Consider the following 16,482-nt stretch of genomic DNA (forward strand, 5'->3'; position numbering starts at 1 on the left):
GGGGGAAGGGGAAGCTGTGACCGTCGATAACGACTCCGAGGTCGCGCGGGCGGGGGTGCCTGCGCCGCCGGAGCCGAGGATGACCGCCGCCGAGGTGAAGACATTGGCGGTCGCGGAGATCCACCGCTGGTGGCACAAGCTCTCGGGCACCGCGCTCGGTCGTGAGCGCCGCTACGTCAAACGGGGGATCCGGGAGTACAGGCGCAGCACCGGGGCCGGCACCGCCGTGCACCTGCTACGGCGCAACGTGCACCGCGTCGAGAAGGGGCTGACGATGCGGCCGGCGCGAACCCAGTTCGCGACCGACTACATCGGCGAGACCGTCACCGCGTTCCGCGCGGCACTCGACTCCGGAGCCCTGCGGCCGCAGCTCCCGGAATTCACCTGGATGTACTCGGTGCTCGAACGCTATTTCGAGGTCACCGCACCCTCGACGCACAAGTCGATCGTCAACGCGCGCAAGGTGTTCGCTGACACCGTCGGCGCCATCGAACCCGTCGCCGTCGAGGCGGGCCCGCATCTGGCCGTCCCGCTGGTGCCGACGGTGAAGATCGATGATCTGGAGGCGCTGGCCGAGGGACGGCGCTCGGTGCGTTGGTTCACTCCCGAGCCGGTCTCGCGCGATCTCGTCGACCGAGCCGTCGCGATCGCGGCCGAGTCGCCCACGGCGTGCAACCGGCAGCCGTACCGCTTCGAGATCTTCGACGATCCCATCAGCACCGCCAAGGTCGCCGCCGTCCCCATGGGCACCGACGGCTACGAACACCAGATCCCCGGCCTGATCGTGATCGTCGGCAATCTCGGCGCGTTCTTCGACCGGCGCGACCGCCACCTGATCTACATCGACAGCTGCCTGGCGGCCATGGGCCTGATCTACGGACTCGAGGCCCAGGGCGTCAACAGCTGCTGCATCAACTGGCCCGATATCCCGGAGCGCGAGGCGCAGATCCGCAAACTGCTCGACCTTGCGCCCTACGAGCGGGTCGTGATGCTGATCGCCTACGGATACGCCGATCCTGAAGCGTTGGTGCCGTTCTCGGCGAAACGTCCTGTCGAGGACGTCCGGAGGTACCGGAGCCTATGATCGTCGAGATCCGGGGCACCAACACCGTCAACAAGGGTGCCCAGCTGATGCTGCAGGCAATCTGCGCGCGGCTCGACGGACGCTACGAACTGAGTGTGCCGCCCCTGATGACCGACTACGCGGTGCGGTCGCATCTCGGGCTGCGCCAGACCCTGGCCGATCCGATGGTGCCCCGGATGACGGCGGCGCTCGGCAACGCGGTGCCGCGCCCGGTCAAGAAGGGGCTCGGACTGACCGGCGACCGCGAGATCGGCGGGGTGCTCGATGCGTCCGGGTTCCACTTCTCCGACCAGTTCCCGGTGGCCTTCGCGAGGCGCAGTGCCATGGCCGGCCGGTCGTGGGCGCGCAGGAGCGTCCCGAAGGTCGTTCTGCCCCAGGCCTTCGGGCCCTTCGAGAAGCGCGGGACGCGGCGCTGGACCCGCGAGGCACTCGACCAGGCCGATCTCGTGTTCGTCCGCGACGGGATCAGCGAAGGCCATGTGCGCGGGCTAGGGCTCGGCGTGCGGATCGTGCGCAGCCCCGACTTCACCATCGGGTTGCACCCCGCCGGCGTCGCACCGGTGTCGGATCGGCCGTTCCTGGCGATCGTGCCGAACACCAAGATGATCACCAGCGGCAGGCTCGGCCGCGCGGCCTACGTCGACGCACTCGCCGGATTCCACCGCGCCGCGGACGCCCACGGGTTGGAGTCGGTGATCGTCGTCCACGAGGCGACCGACCGTGACGTCGCCGACGAGCTCGCACGCCGCACCGGCGCCCGGGTCTTCGCCGACGAGGACCCGCTGGTACTCAAAGCCGTTCTCGGACAAGCGTCCGCCGCGGTCGCCAGCCGGTTCCACGCCGTCGTTGGTTGCGTGTCCCAGTCGGTTCCGACCCTCGCTTTCGGGTGGTCGCACAAATACCGTGAACTGCTCGACGACTTCGGGGTGGCCGACCGGCTCGTGACACCGGAGACCGACCCGGCCGCGGCGATCGACCGGCTGCTGACAGACACCGCCGGTGACGCCCGGCAGAAGGACCGGTTACCAGCGCTGCTCGAGAAAATCGAGCAGATGTGGGATCAGACCATCGAGACACTCGACGAAAGGACCGCGCCGTGAGGATCAGTGTCTTCGGAACCGGCTATCTGGGCGCGGTGCACGCGGCCTGTATGGCGAAGCTGGGCCACGACGTCGTCGCATTCGACACCGACGCCGCGAAGGTCGCCGGGCTGGCGCGCGGCGAATCCCCGTTCTACGAGCCGGGCCTCGACGAACTGCTGACCGAGGTGCTGGCCACGGGGCGGCTGACGTTCACCGATTCCGCCAGCGAGGCGGCAGCGGGGGCGTCGGTGCACTTCGTGTGCGTGGGCACGCCGCAGCTGCCGGATTCCGACGCCGCCGACATCCGCTACGTCGACAGCGCCGTGAAGATGATCGCGGCCAATGCCGACTGCGACGGCATCATCGTCGGCAAGTCGACGGTGCCCGTGGGCACCGCCAAACGGCTCAGCGACGAGGTCGCCGCACTGAACCCGGACCACCGGCTCGAGGTGGCCTGGAATCCGGAGTTCCTGCGCGAGGGCAAGGCCATCGAGGACACGCTGCGGCCCGACCGTCTCGTGTTCGGTGTCACCTCCGAACACGCCGAGAAGACGCTGCAGGAGGTGTACAGCGCGCTGCTCGGCGACGGTGTACCCCACCTGACCATGGACCTCGCGACCGCCGAGATGGTCAAGGTCGCGGCGAATTCCTTCCTGGCGACCAAGATCTCGTTCATCAACGCGATGGCCGAGATCTGCGAGGCGGTCGACGCCGACGTGGTCGCGCTCAGCGAGGCACTCGGCTACGACGACCGGATCGGGCGGCGCTTCCTCAACGCGGGCCTCGGCTTCGGCGGCGGGTGTCTGCCCAAGGACATCCGGGCGTTCAGCGCCAGGGCCGGTGAGCTCGGCGCCTCGGCGGCGCTGACCTTCCTGCACGAGGTCGACAAGATCAACTTCCGCCGCCGCGACAAGGCCGTCTCCGTCGCGGGCACGCTGGTGGGCGGGGAATTCCTCGGCCGCAACATCGCAGTGCTGGGTGCGGCGTTCAAACCCGACAGCGACGACGTCCGCGACTCACCGGCACTCAACGTGGCCGCGGCGATGCACCTCAAGGGTGCCAACGTCCGCGTCCACGACCCCAAGGCGATCGCCAACGCACGGGCCCGGTTCCCCACGCTGAACTACTGCGAGGACCTCGAAGACGCCTGCCGCAACGTCGATCTCATCGTGCTCGCCACCGAATGGGACCTCTACCGGGCCATGGATCCGGTGGCGTTCCGCTCGGTGGTGCGGGCACCGCGTCTGCTGGACACCCGCAACGCCGTCGACCACGACTACTGGGCCGGCGCCGGCTGGCAGGTGTACGCGCTGGGGCGCGGCACCCTCAACAGCATCCGATAGGAGACACATCCGATGGCGGGCACTTCGATCGAGGTCATCATCCCGGTCCGCAACATGGCGTCGCATCTGACCAAACTGCTGCCGCCGTTGATGGAGCAGCTCAGCGGTGGTGATGTGGTCACGGTCATCAACGACGCCTCGACCGACGACACCGAGAAGGTGGCGCGATCGGAGGGGGCGGACGTGGTGACGCTGGCCGGCAGCCGCGGCCCGTACTACGCCCGCCAGATCGTGGCCTCCCGGTCGACCGCCGACATCCTGCTGTTCGTCGACGGGCGGTGCCGTCCGCTGCCCGGTCTGCTCGACGCGCACCGGCAGCTGCAGGCGCAGCCCGGCGTGGCGCTGTCGTGCACAGACGTGCTCACGCTGTCCGGTCCGACGGTGGCCGCGCGGATCGCGGCGCTGGTGCAGCCGTTCCGGGTGCCCACCCGCGGTGCGGTGCCGGGCAAGCCGCCGTACTACCCGACGTCCAACCTCGGGGTGGACAAGGCGGCCTTCGACGCGGTCGGCGGGTTCCGGGCCATGCGCAGCGGTGGGGACTCCGACATCTGCTGGCGCATCCAGGAGCAGGGGCACGGCAGGCTGGCGGTGGATCCGCGGGTGTTGATGCACTGGGAACCGCGGCAGTCGCTGAGCGAGTTGGCCAGCCAGTGGAAGCGCTACGGCCGGGGCACCGCATACCTGCGGTGGGCCTACCGGATGGAGGACGGGCCGCGCCCGACGCTGCGGCAGCGCGCGGTCGCGGCGGCCAAACCGGATCTGACGGATCTGCGTGCACAGCTGGGCAAGTCGCCGGCGCAGCTGCTCGCGGGCGCCGCGGTGAACGTGATGTTCCAATACGGGTACCACGCGGAGAAGCGCAAGACCGCGGAGTTCACGATGCCCGTGACCTACGACCTGCCGTGAGCGATCAGGTCTCGCTGCCCGCAGCGCGGCGGTAGCCGCGCACCGCGAGCGGTCCGAACACCGCCGCGAAGACGACGAACCAGGCCAGCGCCCACAGCAGCGAAGAGCCCGCGGGTGCGCCCGTGGCCAGCGACCGCATCGCTTCGATCGTGGGCTTGAGCGGTTGGTACTGGATGAGCGGCCGCACGAACGGGGGCACCACCTCGGCGGGCGCCACCCCGGCGAACACCATGCCGATCGAGCCCGTGCTCAGCCACGTCAGCATGGCCCGGCTCTCCGCGCGCACCGCGATGGTGATGACGATCAGCGCGTAGACGATCACGACGAGCACTGGAATCGCCACGAACACCGCGAGATCGATTGGCCCACCGGCGAATTCGAAGCCCAGCGCGAACCCCACCACGGTGATCAGCACGGTGCCCGCCACGGTCCGCAGTGCCTCGGCGAGCAGCGTTCCGCTCAGTGGGCTGGCGCGGTGCACCGGCATCACGAAGAACCGGCTCAGCAGCCCGTTGTCGCGTTCATAGGGCACGGTGAACGCCGATCCCAGCGCTCCCGACATCGCCCCGGCCACCGCGCACAGCGCGATCAGCGCATCCATGCTGTCGGTGCCGGTCACCCGGGTCATCGACTTGCTGACCAACAGGCTGTAGATGATCAGCAGCACGGTCGGGAACAGCAGCGCCTGGATCGGCACGATGGGGTAGCGCCGCCAATGGGTGAACAGGCGGCCGGCGAAGACGGCGCTCTCGGCCGCGAACGAGGCGGGACTCGGCGCGCTCATCGTGTCCGCCTCTGCATCCGTACCGCGATAGCCCCGAACAGCACGAGCAGGCCCAGGCACCACGCCGTCGTGGCCGCGAGGTTGCCGTAGTCGATCTGCCCGCTGGTGAAGTCCCGCATCGTCTCGGTGATCTGGGAGATCGGCTGGTAGCGCACGAAGGGGTGCAGCCAGCTCGGGAACGATTCGACGGGCGCCATCCCGGTGGACAGCAGAACGAGCAGCAATTGCGGGACCAGGAGCAGCTGGCTGGCCACCTCGGTGCGTTTGGCGCGGGTCCCGGTGGCGTCGGCGCCCAGCGACAATGCCAGCGTCAGCACCAGCGCGATCGCGACGAAGCCGACGCCGTAGAGGAACCCGCCGGTCATCCGGAATCCGAGCGCGTACGCCGTCGCGACTGCGGCGGCCACCGCGAACACGCCGCGGATCAGGCAGTAGATCATCCGCGCGGCCAGCGGTGCGAGCGCCGAGATCGGCAGGGTGCGCAGCCGCGCGCCCAGACCGGTGCTCTGCTCGACGGCCGCACGGTCGGTGGTGGTCAGCGCGCCGAAGAGCATCGCCTGCACCACCACGGCGGGCAACACGTACTGCGTGTAGTCCATGCCTCCGGTGTCGATCACGTTCCGCAGGGCCAACGTGAACCCGATCAGCGTGGCGATCGGGGCGACGACGGCGAACAGCAGGTCGAGATCACGGGTGGCGCGGAAGACGACGCGTTCGGTCAGGGCGACGAGCGCGGTCATGTCGTGACGGTCGGCACGGTGAGGTGCATGAAGACCTCATCGAGCGACGGTTTGCGCAGGGAGATGTCGAGCAGTTCGACGCCCAGCGCATCGATGCGGCGGAACACCTCGGCGAACGTGGTGACGTGGTCGGGGGCGGGCACCGAGACGCTGTTGGCGTCCGTGTCGACCTCGACGCCGTCGAAGTCGGCCAGCGCGGCGGCGGTGCGTTCAAGGTCGGCGGGGTTCTCGGGGGTGACCTGGCAGTAGCTGAACCCGATCCGGCGTTTGAGGTCCTCGGCGGTGCCGCTGGCGACCACCCGGCCTGCGTTGAGGATGACGATCGAATCGCTCAGCACGTCGGCTTCCTCGAGGTACTGCGTGGTGAGCAGGACAGTGACGTCGTCGGCGGCCAACGCCGACACAAGATTCCACACGTCGCGACGGCTACGGGGATCGAGTCCGGTGGTCGGCTCGTCGAGGTAGAGCACCTTCGGCGCGACGACCAGCGCGACCGCGATGTCGATGCGGCGGCGCATCCCGCCCGAATATGTCTGCACCCGGCGGTCGCGGGCGTGCTGCATGTCGAACTGCTCGATGAGCTCGTCGGCGCGGCGGCGGGCCTCCTTGCGCCGCAGCCCGCGCAGGCGGCCGAACAGTACGAGGTTCTCCCAGCCGGTCAGCCGTTGATCGAGTGCGGCGTCCTGGCCGGTGACCCCGATGTTCTCGCGGACCTTCGCGGCGTCGCGCACGACGTCGTAGCCGGCGACGATCGCCTGCCCGCCGGTCGGCTGGATGAGCGTGGAGAGGATGTTGACCGTGGTCGTCTTGCCTGCGCCGTTGTGGCCGAGCAAAGCGCAGATCGACCCGGTCGGGACGGAGAAGCTGACATCCTGCAGTGCGGGAACCTGACCCGCGAACGTCTTCGCAAGATGGCTGACTTCGATCACGGATTACCACGATACCGTGGTGAATCGGCTCGGCTCACCACACCGGGGGCCGCGACGACCCCGCCGAAATGCATTGTGAGCTGCCACGTCTGGTGCACGACGGGCAGTGGGCGGTTGCTGGCGCGCACTCGAAATCTCGTTCTCGCAGATGGTCACGAGCGCTCGGCATCCGGCGAAGTCGCTGGAACATGCAAGGACGTCACCGGCGCAGGCGGGCGCCGCGGCGGGTGCGCGCCACCCGGCCCGGCAAAATCTCACCGAGATAGGGTGATCGCACTGCCGATCGATCGAGGACCGCGTGACCAACAACCCCGAACGCCTGCCGATCGTGGCGGCGATCCCGAACTACAACATGGGCTCACACCTGCGCCGCCTGCTCCCGCAGGTGCTGGAGCAGGGGTACGACCACGTCTACGTCCTCGACGACGCCTCCACCGACGAGAGCGTCGAGGTGGTGTCGGGGTTCGGCGATGCGGTCACCATGGTGCGCAGCGGCGCCAACCAGGGCGCGGGCGCCAACCGCAACCAGATCATCGGCCAGGTGGACGACGCCACGGTCATCCACTTCATCGACGCCGACATGGACATCGCCACACCGCGGTCGGCCGACGTCGCCCGCGAACTGTTCGCCCGGTACGCCCCCGACGGGGTGGGCGCGATCGGCGGCCTGGTCCGCCGCGCCGACGGCAGCCAGGAGCCGTTCAACTACGGGCCGGTGTTCGCGTTGCGCACCAACGTCACCTCGGTGCCGTGGATGGTCGACCGGATCCGGCACCATCCGCGACTGGTCGCGGTGTTCCGCCGCACCGGGATGCCGGGCACCAGGCAGTGGCCCAACATCCTCGACACCCCGAAACCGACCGAGACGTACTGGCTGCACGAGGGCAACATGCTCATCCACGCGGGCGCGTTCCGCCGGATCGGCGGCTACGACCGGCGGCTGCGCTCCCACGAGGCCCAGGATCTCGCGATCCGGCTGGACGGGATCGGGGTGAAACGCCGGTTCGACCCCGGCCTCGAGGTCGTGCACCACTACATCGACGTCCGCGGCAAGAACCGCAGCCGGTACGAACGCGACGCCGTGCGCTACCTGATCCGCAAACACGGTGTGGTGCGGTTCCTCACCGACCACTGACCCTCACGCGTCGAGGCGGGTGAACGCGCCCTCCCGGTAGAGCTCGGCGCACGAGGCGCGCCGCACCTTGCCGCTGGTGGTGATCGGGATCGACCCGCGCGGCACGAGCACCAGATCGGCGGCGCTGATGCCGTGCGCGGTGGAGATGGCGCTGGTTATGCGGTTCTTCAGATCGTCGAAGTAGGCGGCCACATCCGCGTCGGTGTCGCCGCGCCTCTTCGCCTCCACGATCGCGACCAGCTGTTCGGTGCGGTCCTGTTCGACCGAGATCGCCGCGACCCGGCCGCCGGAGATCTCCTGGATCGTGCCCTCGATGTCGTCGGGGTAGTGGTTGCGGCCGCGCACGATCAGCAGATCCTTCAGGCGGCCCATGATGAACAGCTCGTCGTCGGACATGAACCCGAGGTCGCCGGTGCGCAGCCACGGCCCGGTGTCGGTACCGGCGGACGGCGATTCGAGGTAGGCGTTGAACACCTCTTCGGTCTGCTCGGGTTTGCCCCAGTAACCCAGGCACACGTTCTCGCCGCGCACCCAGATCTCGCCGATCGCGCCGGCGGACAGTTCCCGGCGGGTCTGCGGGTCCACGATCCGCACCGTGGGGGAGTCGGGCGTGCCGTAACCGACCAGCGCGGTGCCGTTCGCGGTGCGTTTGGCGTGCCCGGCCGAGAGCTTCTCGGGTTCGAAATGCACGATCGTCGGCGGCTTCTCGGGCCGGTCGGTCGCGACGTAGAGCGTCGCCTCGGCCAGCCCGTACGCGGGGCGCAGCACGTCTTCGGAGAGATTGAACTTGCGGAACCGCTGCGCGAACCGCTTGAGCGTGGCGTCGTGCACCCGCTCGCTGCCGCTGATGATGATGCAGGTGTTGCCGAGGTCGTAGTCGGCCATGTCCTCGTCCGAGGTCTTACCCGCGGCGAGTTCGAACGCGAAGTTGGGGCCCGCGGTGATCGCGTGCGGGTGGCTGGCCACCAGCTGCATCCAGCGCGCCGGGCGGGCGAGGAACGACAGTGGGGTGGTGAACACCGTCGTCCAGCCGCCGAGGATGGGGGCGAAGACGCCGAGCAGCAACCCCATGTCGTGGTAGAAGGGCAGCCACGTCACCGCGGTGGTCCCGGGCGGCGCGATACCGCCGTGGTGGGCCAGGAACGCCGCCATGATCTGTTCGAAGTTCGCCGACAGGTTGCGGTAGGAGACCATCACACCGGCCGGGGTGCGGGTCGAACCCGACGTGTACTGCAGGTAGGCGGTCTCGGGCCGGTCCACCCGCCGCGAGGTGCCCTTGCGTCGGGTGTCCAGGTCCAGCGTGTCGACCTCGATCAGCCGGGCGCCGGCTTCGCCGTCCTGCGGTTCGGTGTACTCGGCGACCATCGCCCCGATCGAGGAGGTGGTCAGCACAACGGTGGGGGCGGCGTCGCGCAGCACCGCGCTGGTCCGCTCGTCGTGCACCCCGGGCATCGGCGTGGACAGCGGCACCGCGATCAGCCCCGCCTGCAGGCAGCCGAGGAACGCGACGAGGTAATCCAGCGACTGCGGCGCGACGATGACGACCCGGTCACCGGGCTGGGCGAGTTCGCTGAGCTCATGGGCGAGGTTGACGGTGCGGCGGTACAGTTGCCCCCACGTCAGGGACTCTGGGACGCCCTCGGTCGCCTTGTCGTAGTCCATGAACGTGAACGCCGTGTCGTTGGGCTGCAGACTCGCACGTTCCCGCAGCACGGTGGGAAGTGATGACGCAGTCATAGCGGGCCCTTCGTCCTTGCCTTAGCGAACAATGGTTCCGAGCATAGGCCAACCGTTGCCCAAACCCCGCATTCGCCGGCGGCGCCGAAAAGCGGTGTGAGCGTTGCGGATGGACCGGCCGGCCCCGGCCGTCCTACCTTCCGAAATGTCCGGAAACGGTTGCTGTCGTCGCGCTGTTCAGCGGCGTGCGGAGGTGAACCACTTGGTCTTGATGCGCCACGAGTGTGCGGACGCGAGAGCAAAGCCGGCGCCGCAGAAACACGCGAACACCCAGACGAGCGTGCCGCCCTCGATGGCCTGCAGCCACGGCACGAAGGCGGTGGCGATGCGGATCGCGCAGGCAATGATGCCGCTCGCGGAGGCGACCAGGTAGATGTTGGCGATGCGCCGCGAGCGGGGGTCCTTGCGCAGCACCAGCAGGGCCCGACCGCCGTAGCCGAGTAGATAGATCAACATGGCGCACAGCATCAGCCAGTAGGCGCTGAGCCAGAAGTCGGTGGGGGTCTTGAAGAAGTCGGCCGAGTACACCTTGGCCCCATTGCCCGCCGAGAACGCCGCCAGCAGCAGCGGGATGCACAGGGTGGCGGGCAGTTCGACGTAGCGTTTGAAGGACGTCTGCATGGCGTGGTCGTCCTGCAGGCGGCCCAGGGTGTTGTAGACGACCGCGGACGCCGCCACGATGTACATGTCGTGGGCGATGTAGTCCTCGAGATTCCACTTCCCGGTCAGGTCGTGGAGCAGATGCCCCAGCGTGCGGGACGCCAGCGGGGACATCAGGATCACCGCGCCCAGCTGCAGCGCGATGTTGAGGGTGGCGGCAACCTCCCAGCGACAACTCCAGGTCACCCGGCGTATCCACAGACTCCACGCCATGCACGCAATCGTGATGGCAATGAGTACCGCGAGTGTCATCGGAAGCCGCTCTCGTGCTGAAAGACTTTCAGCAAATTGTACGGCCTACAGCGGCGGTGCGTCGGGGCGCGGAGCCAATTCGGAGAGTTTGGGCAGGCGGCGCGTCGTGGGCGCCGCCTCAGCAATCGGGGTGACCGTGCCGACCGCCATCCGGGCGGACTCCACGTAGTGCCACACCTCCTGCCGGCTCATCAGGCCGAAGCGGATCTGGAGGTCCGGATAGCTCAGATCGAACCGGTCCGCGACGTGCCGGAGCTCTTCGGCGTCGGGGTAGTCGGGTTCTTTGATCCGGCGGTAATAGGTGCTGCTCGAGATGCCGAGCGCATCGTAGATCGCCTTGGCTTCCACGTCGCCGTCGAGCAGATAGTCGAGCAACGCTTTCAGCTGCCTGCCGTTCTCGTCAGTCCGAGGCATCCGTCCACGATAGACGGTTTCCCGCCAATGGGCACTGGCAACCTCTATTCGGACATCCACACCCTTATTGACACGGCCGTCACAGTTTTGGCAGTGGTCTCCCATTTCTGGGACACAGCGCGTAGCGTGTCCGGCATGGTCGCTCCCCATCTGGCTAAACCGCACGACTTCGCGACGGACGTCGTCGCCCCCGCAGCACGTATGCGGGTCACCGATCGGGACGCGCCCCACGGCGTCGATCTCGGCGAGCGGACCCGGCTCAGCGCCCCCTCGACGAGGTGCTGACGCTCGAACTCGACGGCGCCGCGTTCGCGCTCGGCGTCGCCGCCGACGAACTGCTGCTCGCGGCACTCGGCCGCACCGTCGCACGCACCATGGGTGAAGGCGTCGTCGCGCTCGACGTCGTGCGCGACGGTCGCGCCGTCCCGGCGATGCTCGACCTGAACTGCGTCGGGGAGGGGCATCTGGACGCGACCGGGATGGTGCTCATGGCCCACCACGCGCTCGCCGACCTGCCCACTGCCCGGCTCGGTGGATTCTTCGGCGGCGGCGAACCCGTCGCGGAGGTGTTCTTCACCTATGGCGGCGCGGCGGCGCCGAACACCGACGCGCCGGTGCTGGGGCACGCACTGGAGATCCGCGCCTACCGCGAGGGCGGCAGCATGCAGGTCGACTGGTGGTACGACGGCCAACGTTTCGACCACGCGACCATCCAGGAACTCGCCGAGCAGTTCCCGTTCGCGCTCATCGAGCTGACCTCGGAAGCGATGCCCGCGGCGTAGCCGCTAGAATCGCTGTTCAGCGGCACTGATCCGGCCATCACCGGGGAGCCTCCGGAAGAACGGGCTTCAGCTCTGTCGAGAAGAGAAGCCCCAGTAGAACCGGACGGGTAGGCCCGTCACAGCCTCAATCAAGCGGCGCACCCCTGCGGTGCGCAAGCGGGGTGGTACCGCGGCGCTCACGCAACGGCGTGACGTCGTCCCCGTGCCGGAACATGTGGCACAGGAGACAACGCGAGTGACCGCCTACCCCAAACCGGCCAGTGGTGCGCCGAACTTCCCCGAGCTGGAAGCCGACGTCCTGGGTTACTGGGACAGCGACGACACCTTCCGCGCCAGCATCGCCCGCCGGGACGGCGCCCCCGAGTACGTGTTCTACGACGGCCCGCCGTTCGCCAACGGGCTCCCGCACTACGGCCACCTGCTGACCGGCTACGTCAAGGACATCGTCCCGCGCTACCGCACGATGCGCGGATACAAGGTGGAACGCCGCTTCGGCTGGGACACCCACGGCCTACCCGCTGAACTCGAGGTGCAGCGTCAGCTCGGCATCACCGACAAGGCCGACATCGACGCGATGGGCATCGAGAAGTTCAACGACGCGTGCCGTGCCTCGGTGCTCAAGTACACCGACGAATGGCGCAGCTACGTCACCCGTCAGGCCCGGTGGGTCGACTTCGACAACGACTACAAGACGCTCGACCTGAGCTTCATGGAGTCGGTGATCTGGGCGTTCAAACAGCTGTGGGACAAGGGGCTGGCCTACCAGGGCGTGCGGGTGCTGCCGTACTGCTGGAACGACGAGACCCCGCTGTCCAGCCACGAACTGCGCATGGACGACGACGTCTACCAGAGCAGGCAGGACCCGGCGATCACCGTCGGCTTCCGGGCGGTCGACGGTCCGCTGGCCGGATCGCATCTGCTGGTGTGGACGACCACGCCGTGGACGCTGCCGTCGAACCAGGCGGTGGCGGTGCACCCGGACGTCACCTACGTCCAGGTCGCCGTCGGGGGGAAGAAGTACGTGCTGGCCGAGGCGCGGCTGGCCGCCTATGCGCGCGAACTCGGCGAGGAACCCGAGGTGTTGGGCACGGTCACCGGCAGCGAGCTGCTCGGCACCCGGTACCTGCCGCCGTTCCCGTACTTCTCCGATAAACCTGAGGCGCACAACGCTTTTCAGATGCTGCGCGGCGACTTCGTCACCACCGAGGACGGCACCGGCATCGTGCACATGGCGCCCGCCTACGGTGAGGACGACAAGGCGACCACCGACACCGTCGGTATCACCCCGGTCACCCCGGTCGACTCCAAGGGGCGGTTCGACGCGACCGTGCCGGACTACCAGGGTCAGCACGTGTTCGACGCCAACCCGCAGATCATCCGGGATCTCAAGAACGGCACCGGATCCGCGGCCGCGAACGGTGCGGTGCTGGTGCGGCACGAGACCTACGAGCACTCCTATCCCCACTGCTGGCGCTGCCGCAACCCGCTGATCTACCGGGCGGTGTCGTCCTGGTTCATCAAGGTCACCGAATTCCGGGACCGCATGGTCGAACTCAACCAGGAGATCACCTGGTATCCCGAACACGTCAAGGACGGTCAGTTCGGCAAGTGGCTGGCCGGCGCCCGGGACTGGTCGATCTCGCGAAACCGCTACTGGGGCACGCCGATCCCGGTGTGGCTGTCCGACGACCCGCAGTACCCGCGGATCGACGTATACGGCAGCCTCGACGAACTCGAACGCGACTTCGGGGTGCGCCCGACCAACCTGCACCGGCCGTTCATCGACGAGCTGACCCGGCCCAACCCGGACGACCCGACGGGGCGTTCCACCATGCGCCGCATCGAGGACGTGCTCGACGTGTGGTTCGACTCCGGGTCCATGCCGTACGCGCAGGTGCACTATCCGTTCGAGAACGCCGACTGGTTCGACGGTCGTAACGGTCAGGAACCGCACTTCCCCGGCGACTTCATCGTCGAGTACATCGGCCAGACCCGCGGCTGGTTCTACACCCTGCACGTGCTGGCGGCGGCGCTGTTCGACCGGCCCGCGTTCAAAACCTGTGTGTCCCATGGCATCGTGCTCGGCAACGACGGTCAGAAGATGAGCAAGTCGCTGCGCAACTACCCGGACGTCACCGAGGTGTTCGACCGCGACGGCTCCGATGCGATGCGCTGGTTCCTGATGGCCTCGCCGATCCTGCGCGGCGGCAACCTGGTCGTCACCGAACAGGGCATCCGCGAGGGGGTGCGGCAGGTGCTGCTGCCGCTGTGGAACGCCTACACCTTCCTGGCGCTCTACGCCCCGAAGAAGGGCACCTGGCGCACCGACTCCACCCACGTGCTCGACCGCTACATCCTGGCCAAGCTGGCCCAGCTGCGCGACGACCTCACCGAGTCGCTGGACACCTGTGACATCTCCGGGGCGTGCGACCAGCTGCGGCAGTTCACCGAGGCGCTGACGAACTGGTATGTGCGGCGGTCGCGTTCGCGGTTCTGGGAGGAGGATCCCGACGCGATCGACACCCTGCACACGGTGCTGGAGGTGACGGGCCGGCTGGCGGCGCCGCTGCTGCCGTTGACCACCGAGGTGATCTGGCGCGGCGTCACCGGGGAGCGGTCGGTGCACCTGACCGACTGGCCGTCGGCCGACGAGCTGCCCAAGGATCCGGCGCTGGTCGCGGCGATGGACCAGGTCCGCGCGGTGTGCTCGACCGCCTCCTCGCTGCGCAAGGCCAAGAAGCTGCGGGTGCGGCTGCCGCTGCCCAAATTGACTGTGGCGGTTGATGATCCGGTGCAGCTGCAACCGTTCTCGGATCTGATCGCCGATGAGCTCAACGTCAAGGCCGTCGAGCTGACCGACGACATCGCCACCTACGGCCGCTTCGAGCTCACCGTCAACGCCCGCGTCGCGGGCCCGCGGCTGGGCAAGGACGTGCAGGCGGCGATCAAGGCGGTCAAGGCCGGCGAGGGGGTGGTGAACCCCGACGGCACGCTGAGCGCCGGACCGGCGGTGCTGCAGCCCGAGGAGTACTCGTCGAAGCTCGTCGCCGCCGACCCGGAGTTCACCGCCGCGCTGCCCGACGGGGCGGGGCTGGTGGTGCTCGACGGCACCGTCACCCCGGAACTCGAGGCCGAGGGCTGGGCCAAGGACCGCATCCGGGAACTGCAGGAGCTGCGCAAGTCCAGCGGCCTCGATGTCTCCGACCGGATCGCGGTGGTGATGGCGGTGCCGCAGAGCCACGAGCAGTGGGCCCGCACCCACCGCGATCTGATCGCGGGGGAGATCCTGGCCACCAGCTTCGAGTTCGGGGAGCCGGCCGACGGCGCCGAGATCGGCGACGGTGTGCGGGTGGCCATCGCCAAGGCGTGATCAGCCGCGCGGCGCCGCCCCCACGACGAAGCTGACCGTGGTGGCGGTGCTGCCGCCGATGTTGAGCGTGCCCAACCGGGTCGCGCCGTCGACCTGGTAGTCGCCCGCGGTGCCGCTGACCTGCTTCGCCGCGTCGACCAGCATGCGGACGCCGGTGGCGCCCACAGGGTGGCCACCGCCGATCAGCCCGCCACTGGGGTTGATCGGCAGCCGCCCGCCGAGCGCGATGTCGCCGCTCTCGACGGCCTGCCAGGACTCGCCGGGCGCGGTCAGCCCGATATGGTCGATCGCCAGGTACTCGCTGGGCGTGAAGCAGTCGTGCACCTCGAAGCCGTCCACCGCCTGCAGGTCGATCCCGGCGCGGCGGAACGCGTCGTGGACCGCGTCGCGGACGTGGGGTAGCACGTACGGCGAGTCCCGGTCGCGTCCGAGCTTCTGCGCCAGTCCGAGCCCGACGGTGCGGTGCCCCCAGCCCTCGATGCGCGCCAGCGGCCTGGCGTCCGGGTGGGCGCGCAGGTAGTCGTCGGTCACCAGCACCAGTCCCGCGCCGCCGTCGGTGAGCTGACTGCAGTCGTAGCGCCGCAGCCGGCCCTCCACCACCGGGTTGCGCTCGTCGTCGGCCTCGGCGAGGTCGGGCACCGACCAGCCGCGGGTCTGGGCGTCGGGGTTGCGGCGGGCGTTGCCGTAGTTCAGTTCGGCGATCGCCCGCAGATGCGCCTCGTCGAGGCCGTAGCGCCGGTCGTACTCGTCGGCGACCTCCGAAAAGGCCTGCGCCCAAATATTTCCGTGTCCGCGCCCTCATAACCGGCCCACGCCGCAGCGGCCAGATGCGCCGCGCCGACCGGACCCGGAACGGTCTTCTCCAGTTCCACACCGGCGACCAGTGCCACGTCGTAGGCGCGTGAGCGCAGGTCGGCGATCGCGGCGAGGGTCGCGACACTGCCGGAGGCACACGCCGCCTCGTGGCGGGTGGCGGGCACGCCCCACAGCGCGGGTTCGACGGTCGCGGGCATCGCCCCGAGATGGCCCTGGCCGGCGAACAGTTCGCCGAACGCGTTGCCGACGTGGACGACCTCGACGGCGTCGGCGGCGACCCGCGCTGAGGTCAGCGTGCACTCGACGACCTCGGCGGTCAGCGCGGCGAAATCGCCGCCCTCCCGGGTGAGGTTGCGGGCGAAGTCGCTCTGGTAGGCGCCGAGGATCCAGATGTCCTGCATGACGCTCATAGTTCAATTGACAGAGTGACTCTGTCAACTGTAGTTTC

The 16,482-nt window shown here is 68.7% G+C and carries 14 protein-coding genes and 1 pseudogene; 8 read left to right on the forward strand and 7 right to left on the reverse strand.

The annotated features are described in order from the left end of the window. Positions 1-16: 16 nt before the first annotated feature. From AU194_RS01060 to AU194_RS01075, 4 genes are read left to right on the forward strand one after another with little or no spacing between them, the layout of a single operon-like run. Entirely contained in the window at positions 17-1,084 is a 1,068-nt protein-coding gene (locus AU194_RS01060; RefSeq protein WP_059087357.1) for a nitroreductase family protein, read from the forward strand. Next, on the forward strand, positions 1,081-2,184 hold the full coding sequence (locus tag AU194_RS01065; protein ID WP_059087358.1) for a polysaccharide pyruvyl transferase family protein: 1,104 nt from the start codon (positions 1,081-1,083) through the stop codon (positions 2,182-2,184). Before AU194_RS01060 ends, AU194_RS01065 begins: the two co-directional genes overlap by 4 nt. Next, positions 2,181-3,509, forward strand: a complete 1,329-nt coding sequence (locus tag AU194_RS01070) for a UDP-glucose/GDP-mannose dehydrogenase family protein (RefSeq protein ID WP_059087359.1) — start codon at positions 2,181-2,183, stop codon at positions 3,507-3,509. Before AU194_RS01065 ends, AU194_RS01070 begins: the two co-directional genes overlap by 4 nt. A gap of 12 nt (positions 3,510-3,521) precedes the next feature. Beyond that, entirely contained in the window at positions 3,522-4,415 is an 894-nt protein-coding gene (locus tag AU194_RS01075) for a glycosyltransferase family 2 protein (protein WP_059087360.1), read from the forward strand. Between the two features lie 4 nt (positions 4,416-4,419). Here AU194_RS01075 and AU194_RS32095 read toward each other — a convergent pair whose 3' ends face one another. From AU194_RS32095 to AU194_RS01090, 3 genes are read right to left on the reverse strand one after another with little or no spacing between them, the layout of a single operon-like run. Continuing rightward, positions 4,420-5,199 carry an ABC transporter permease gene (locus AU194_RS32095; protein WP_059087361.1) on the reverse strand — a complete coding sequence of 260 codons (780 nt, stop codon included), beginning with the start codon at positions 5,197-5,199 and terminating at the stop codon, positions 4,420-4,422. Beyond that, a complete protein-coding gene (locus tag AU194_RS32100; protein ID WP_059087362.1) occupies positions 5,196-5,939 on the reverse strand; it encodes an ABC transporter permease in 744 nt (247 codons plus the stop codon). Before AU194_RS32100 ends, AU194_RS32095 begins: the two co-directional genes overlap by 4 nt. Beyond that, positions 5,936-6,868: a daunorubicin/doxorubicin resistance ABC transporter ATP-binding protein DrrA gene (locus AU194_RS01090; protein WP_059087363.1), complete on the reverse strand. Its 933-nt coding sequence runs from the start codon at positions 6,866-6,868 to the stop codon at positions 5,936-5,938. The genes AU194_RS32100 and AU194_RS01090 overlap by 4 nt, the downstream gene beginning before the upstream one ends. Positions 6,869-7,166: 298 nt before the next feature. Between AU194_RS01090 and AU194_RS01095 the strand changes: the two genes are divergently transcribed. Then, entirely contained in the window at positions 7,167-8,003 is an 837-nt protein-coding gene (locus AU194_RS01095) for a glycosyltransferase family 2 protein (protein ID WP_231743102.1), read from the forward strand. A 3-nt stretch (positions 8,004-8,006) separates the two neighbouring features. On the opposite strand, the gene AU194_RS01100 is transcribed toward AU194_RS01095, so the two are convergent. From AU194_RS01100 to AU194_RS01110, 3 genes are all read right to left on the reverse strand, one after another. After that, positions 8,007-9,740, reverse strand: coding sequence for an AMP-binding protein (locus AU194_RS01100; protein WP_059087364.1), 1,734 nt, complete (start codon positions 9,738-9,740; stop codon positions 8,007-8,009). Between the two features lie 177 nt (positions 9,741-9,917). Beyond that, complete coding sequence (locus AU194_RS01105) at positions 9,918-10,652, reverse strand: hypothetical protein (RefSeq protein ID WP_059087365.1); 735 nt, start codon at positions 10,650-10,652, stop codon at positions 9,918-9,920. Between the two features lie 45 nt (positions 10,653-10,697). Next, a complete protein-coding gene (locus AU194_RS01110; protein ID WP_059087366.1) occupies positions 10,698-11,066 on the reverse strand; it encodes a hypothetical protein in 369 nt (122 codons plus the stop codon). A gap of 135 nt (positions 11,067-11,201) precedes the next feature. Here AU194_RS01110 and AU194_RS32390 point away from each other — a divergent pair, with 135 nt between their 5' ends. The 3 genes from AU194_RS32390 to ileS all read left to right on the forward strand — a co-directional run bounded on the left by AU194_RS32390 (position 11,202) and on the right by ileS (position 15,218). Then, complete coding sequence (locus AU194_RS32390; protein ID WP_231743103.1) at positions 11,202-11,351, forward strand: hypothetical protein; 150 nt, start codon at positions 11,202-11,204, stop codon at positions 11,349-11,351. Then, complete coding sequence (locus AU194_RS01115; protein WP_231743104.1) at positions 11,345-11,848, forward strand: hypothetical protein; 504 nt, start codon at positions 11,345-11,347, stop codon at positions 11,846-11,848. Before AU194_RS32390 ends, AU194_RS01115 begins: the two co-directional genes overlap by 7 nt. A gap of 235 nt (positions 11,849-12,083) precedes the next feature. Beyond that, positions 12,084-15,218: an isoleucine--tRNA ligase gene (gene ileS / locus AU194_RS01120; protein ID WP_059087367.1), complete on the forward strand. Its 3,135-nt coding sequence runs from the start codon at positions 12,084-12,086 to the stop codon at positions 15,216-15,218. On the opposite strand, the pseudogene AU194_RS01125 reads toward ileS, so the two are convergent. After that, positions 15,219-16,435: pseudogene (locus AU194_RS01125) on the reverse strand (acetyl-CoA acetyltransferase). Positions 16,436-16,482: the final 47 nt, after the last annotated feature.

Origin of the sequence: Mycobacterium sp. GA-2829 (assembly GCF_001499965.1) — a bacterium.
GTDB lineage: Bacteria > Actinomycetota > Actinomycetes > Mycobacteriales > Mycobacteriaceae > Mycobacterium.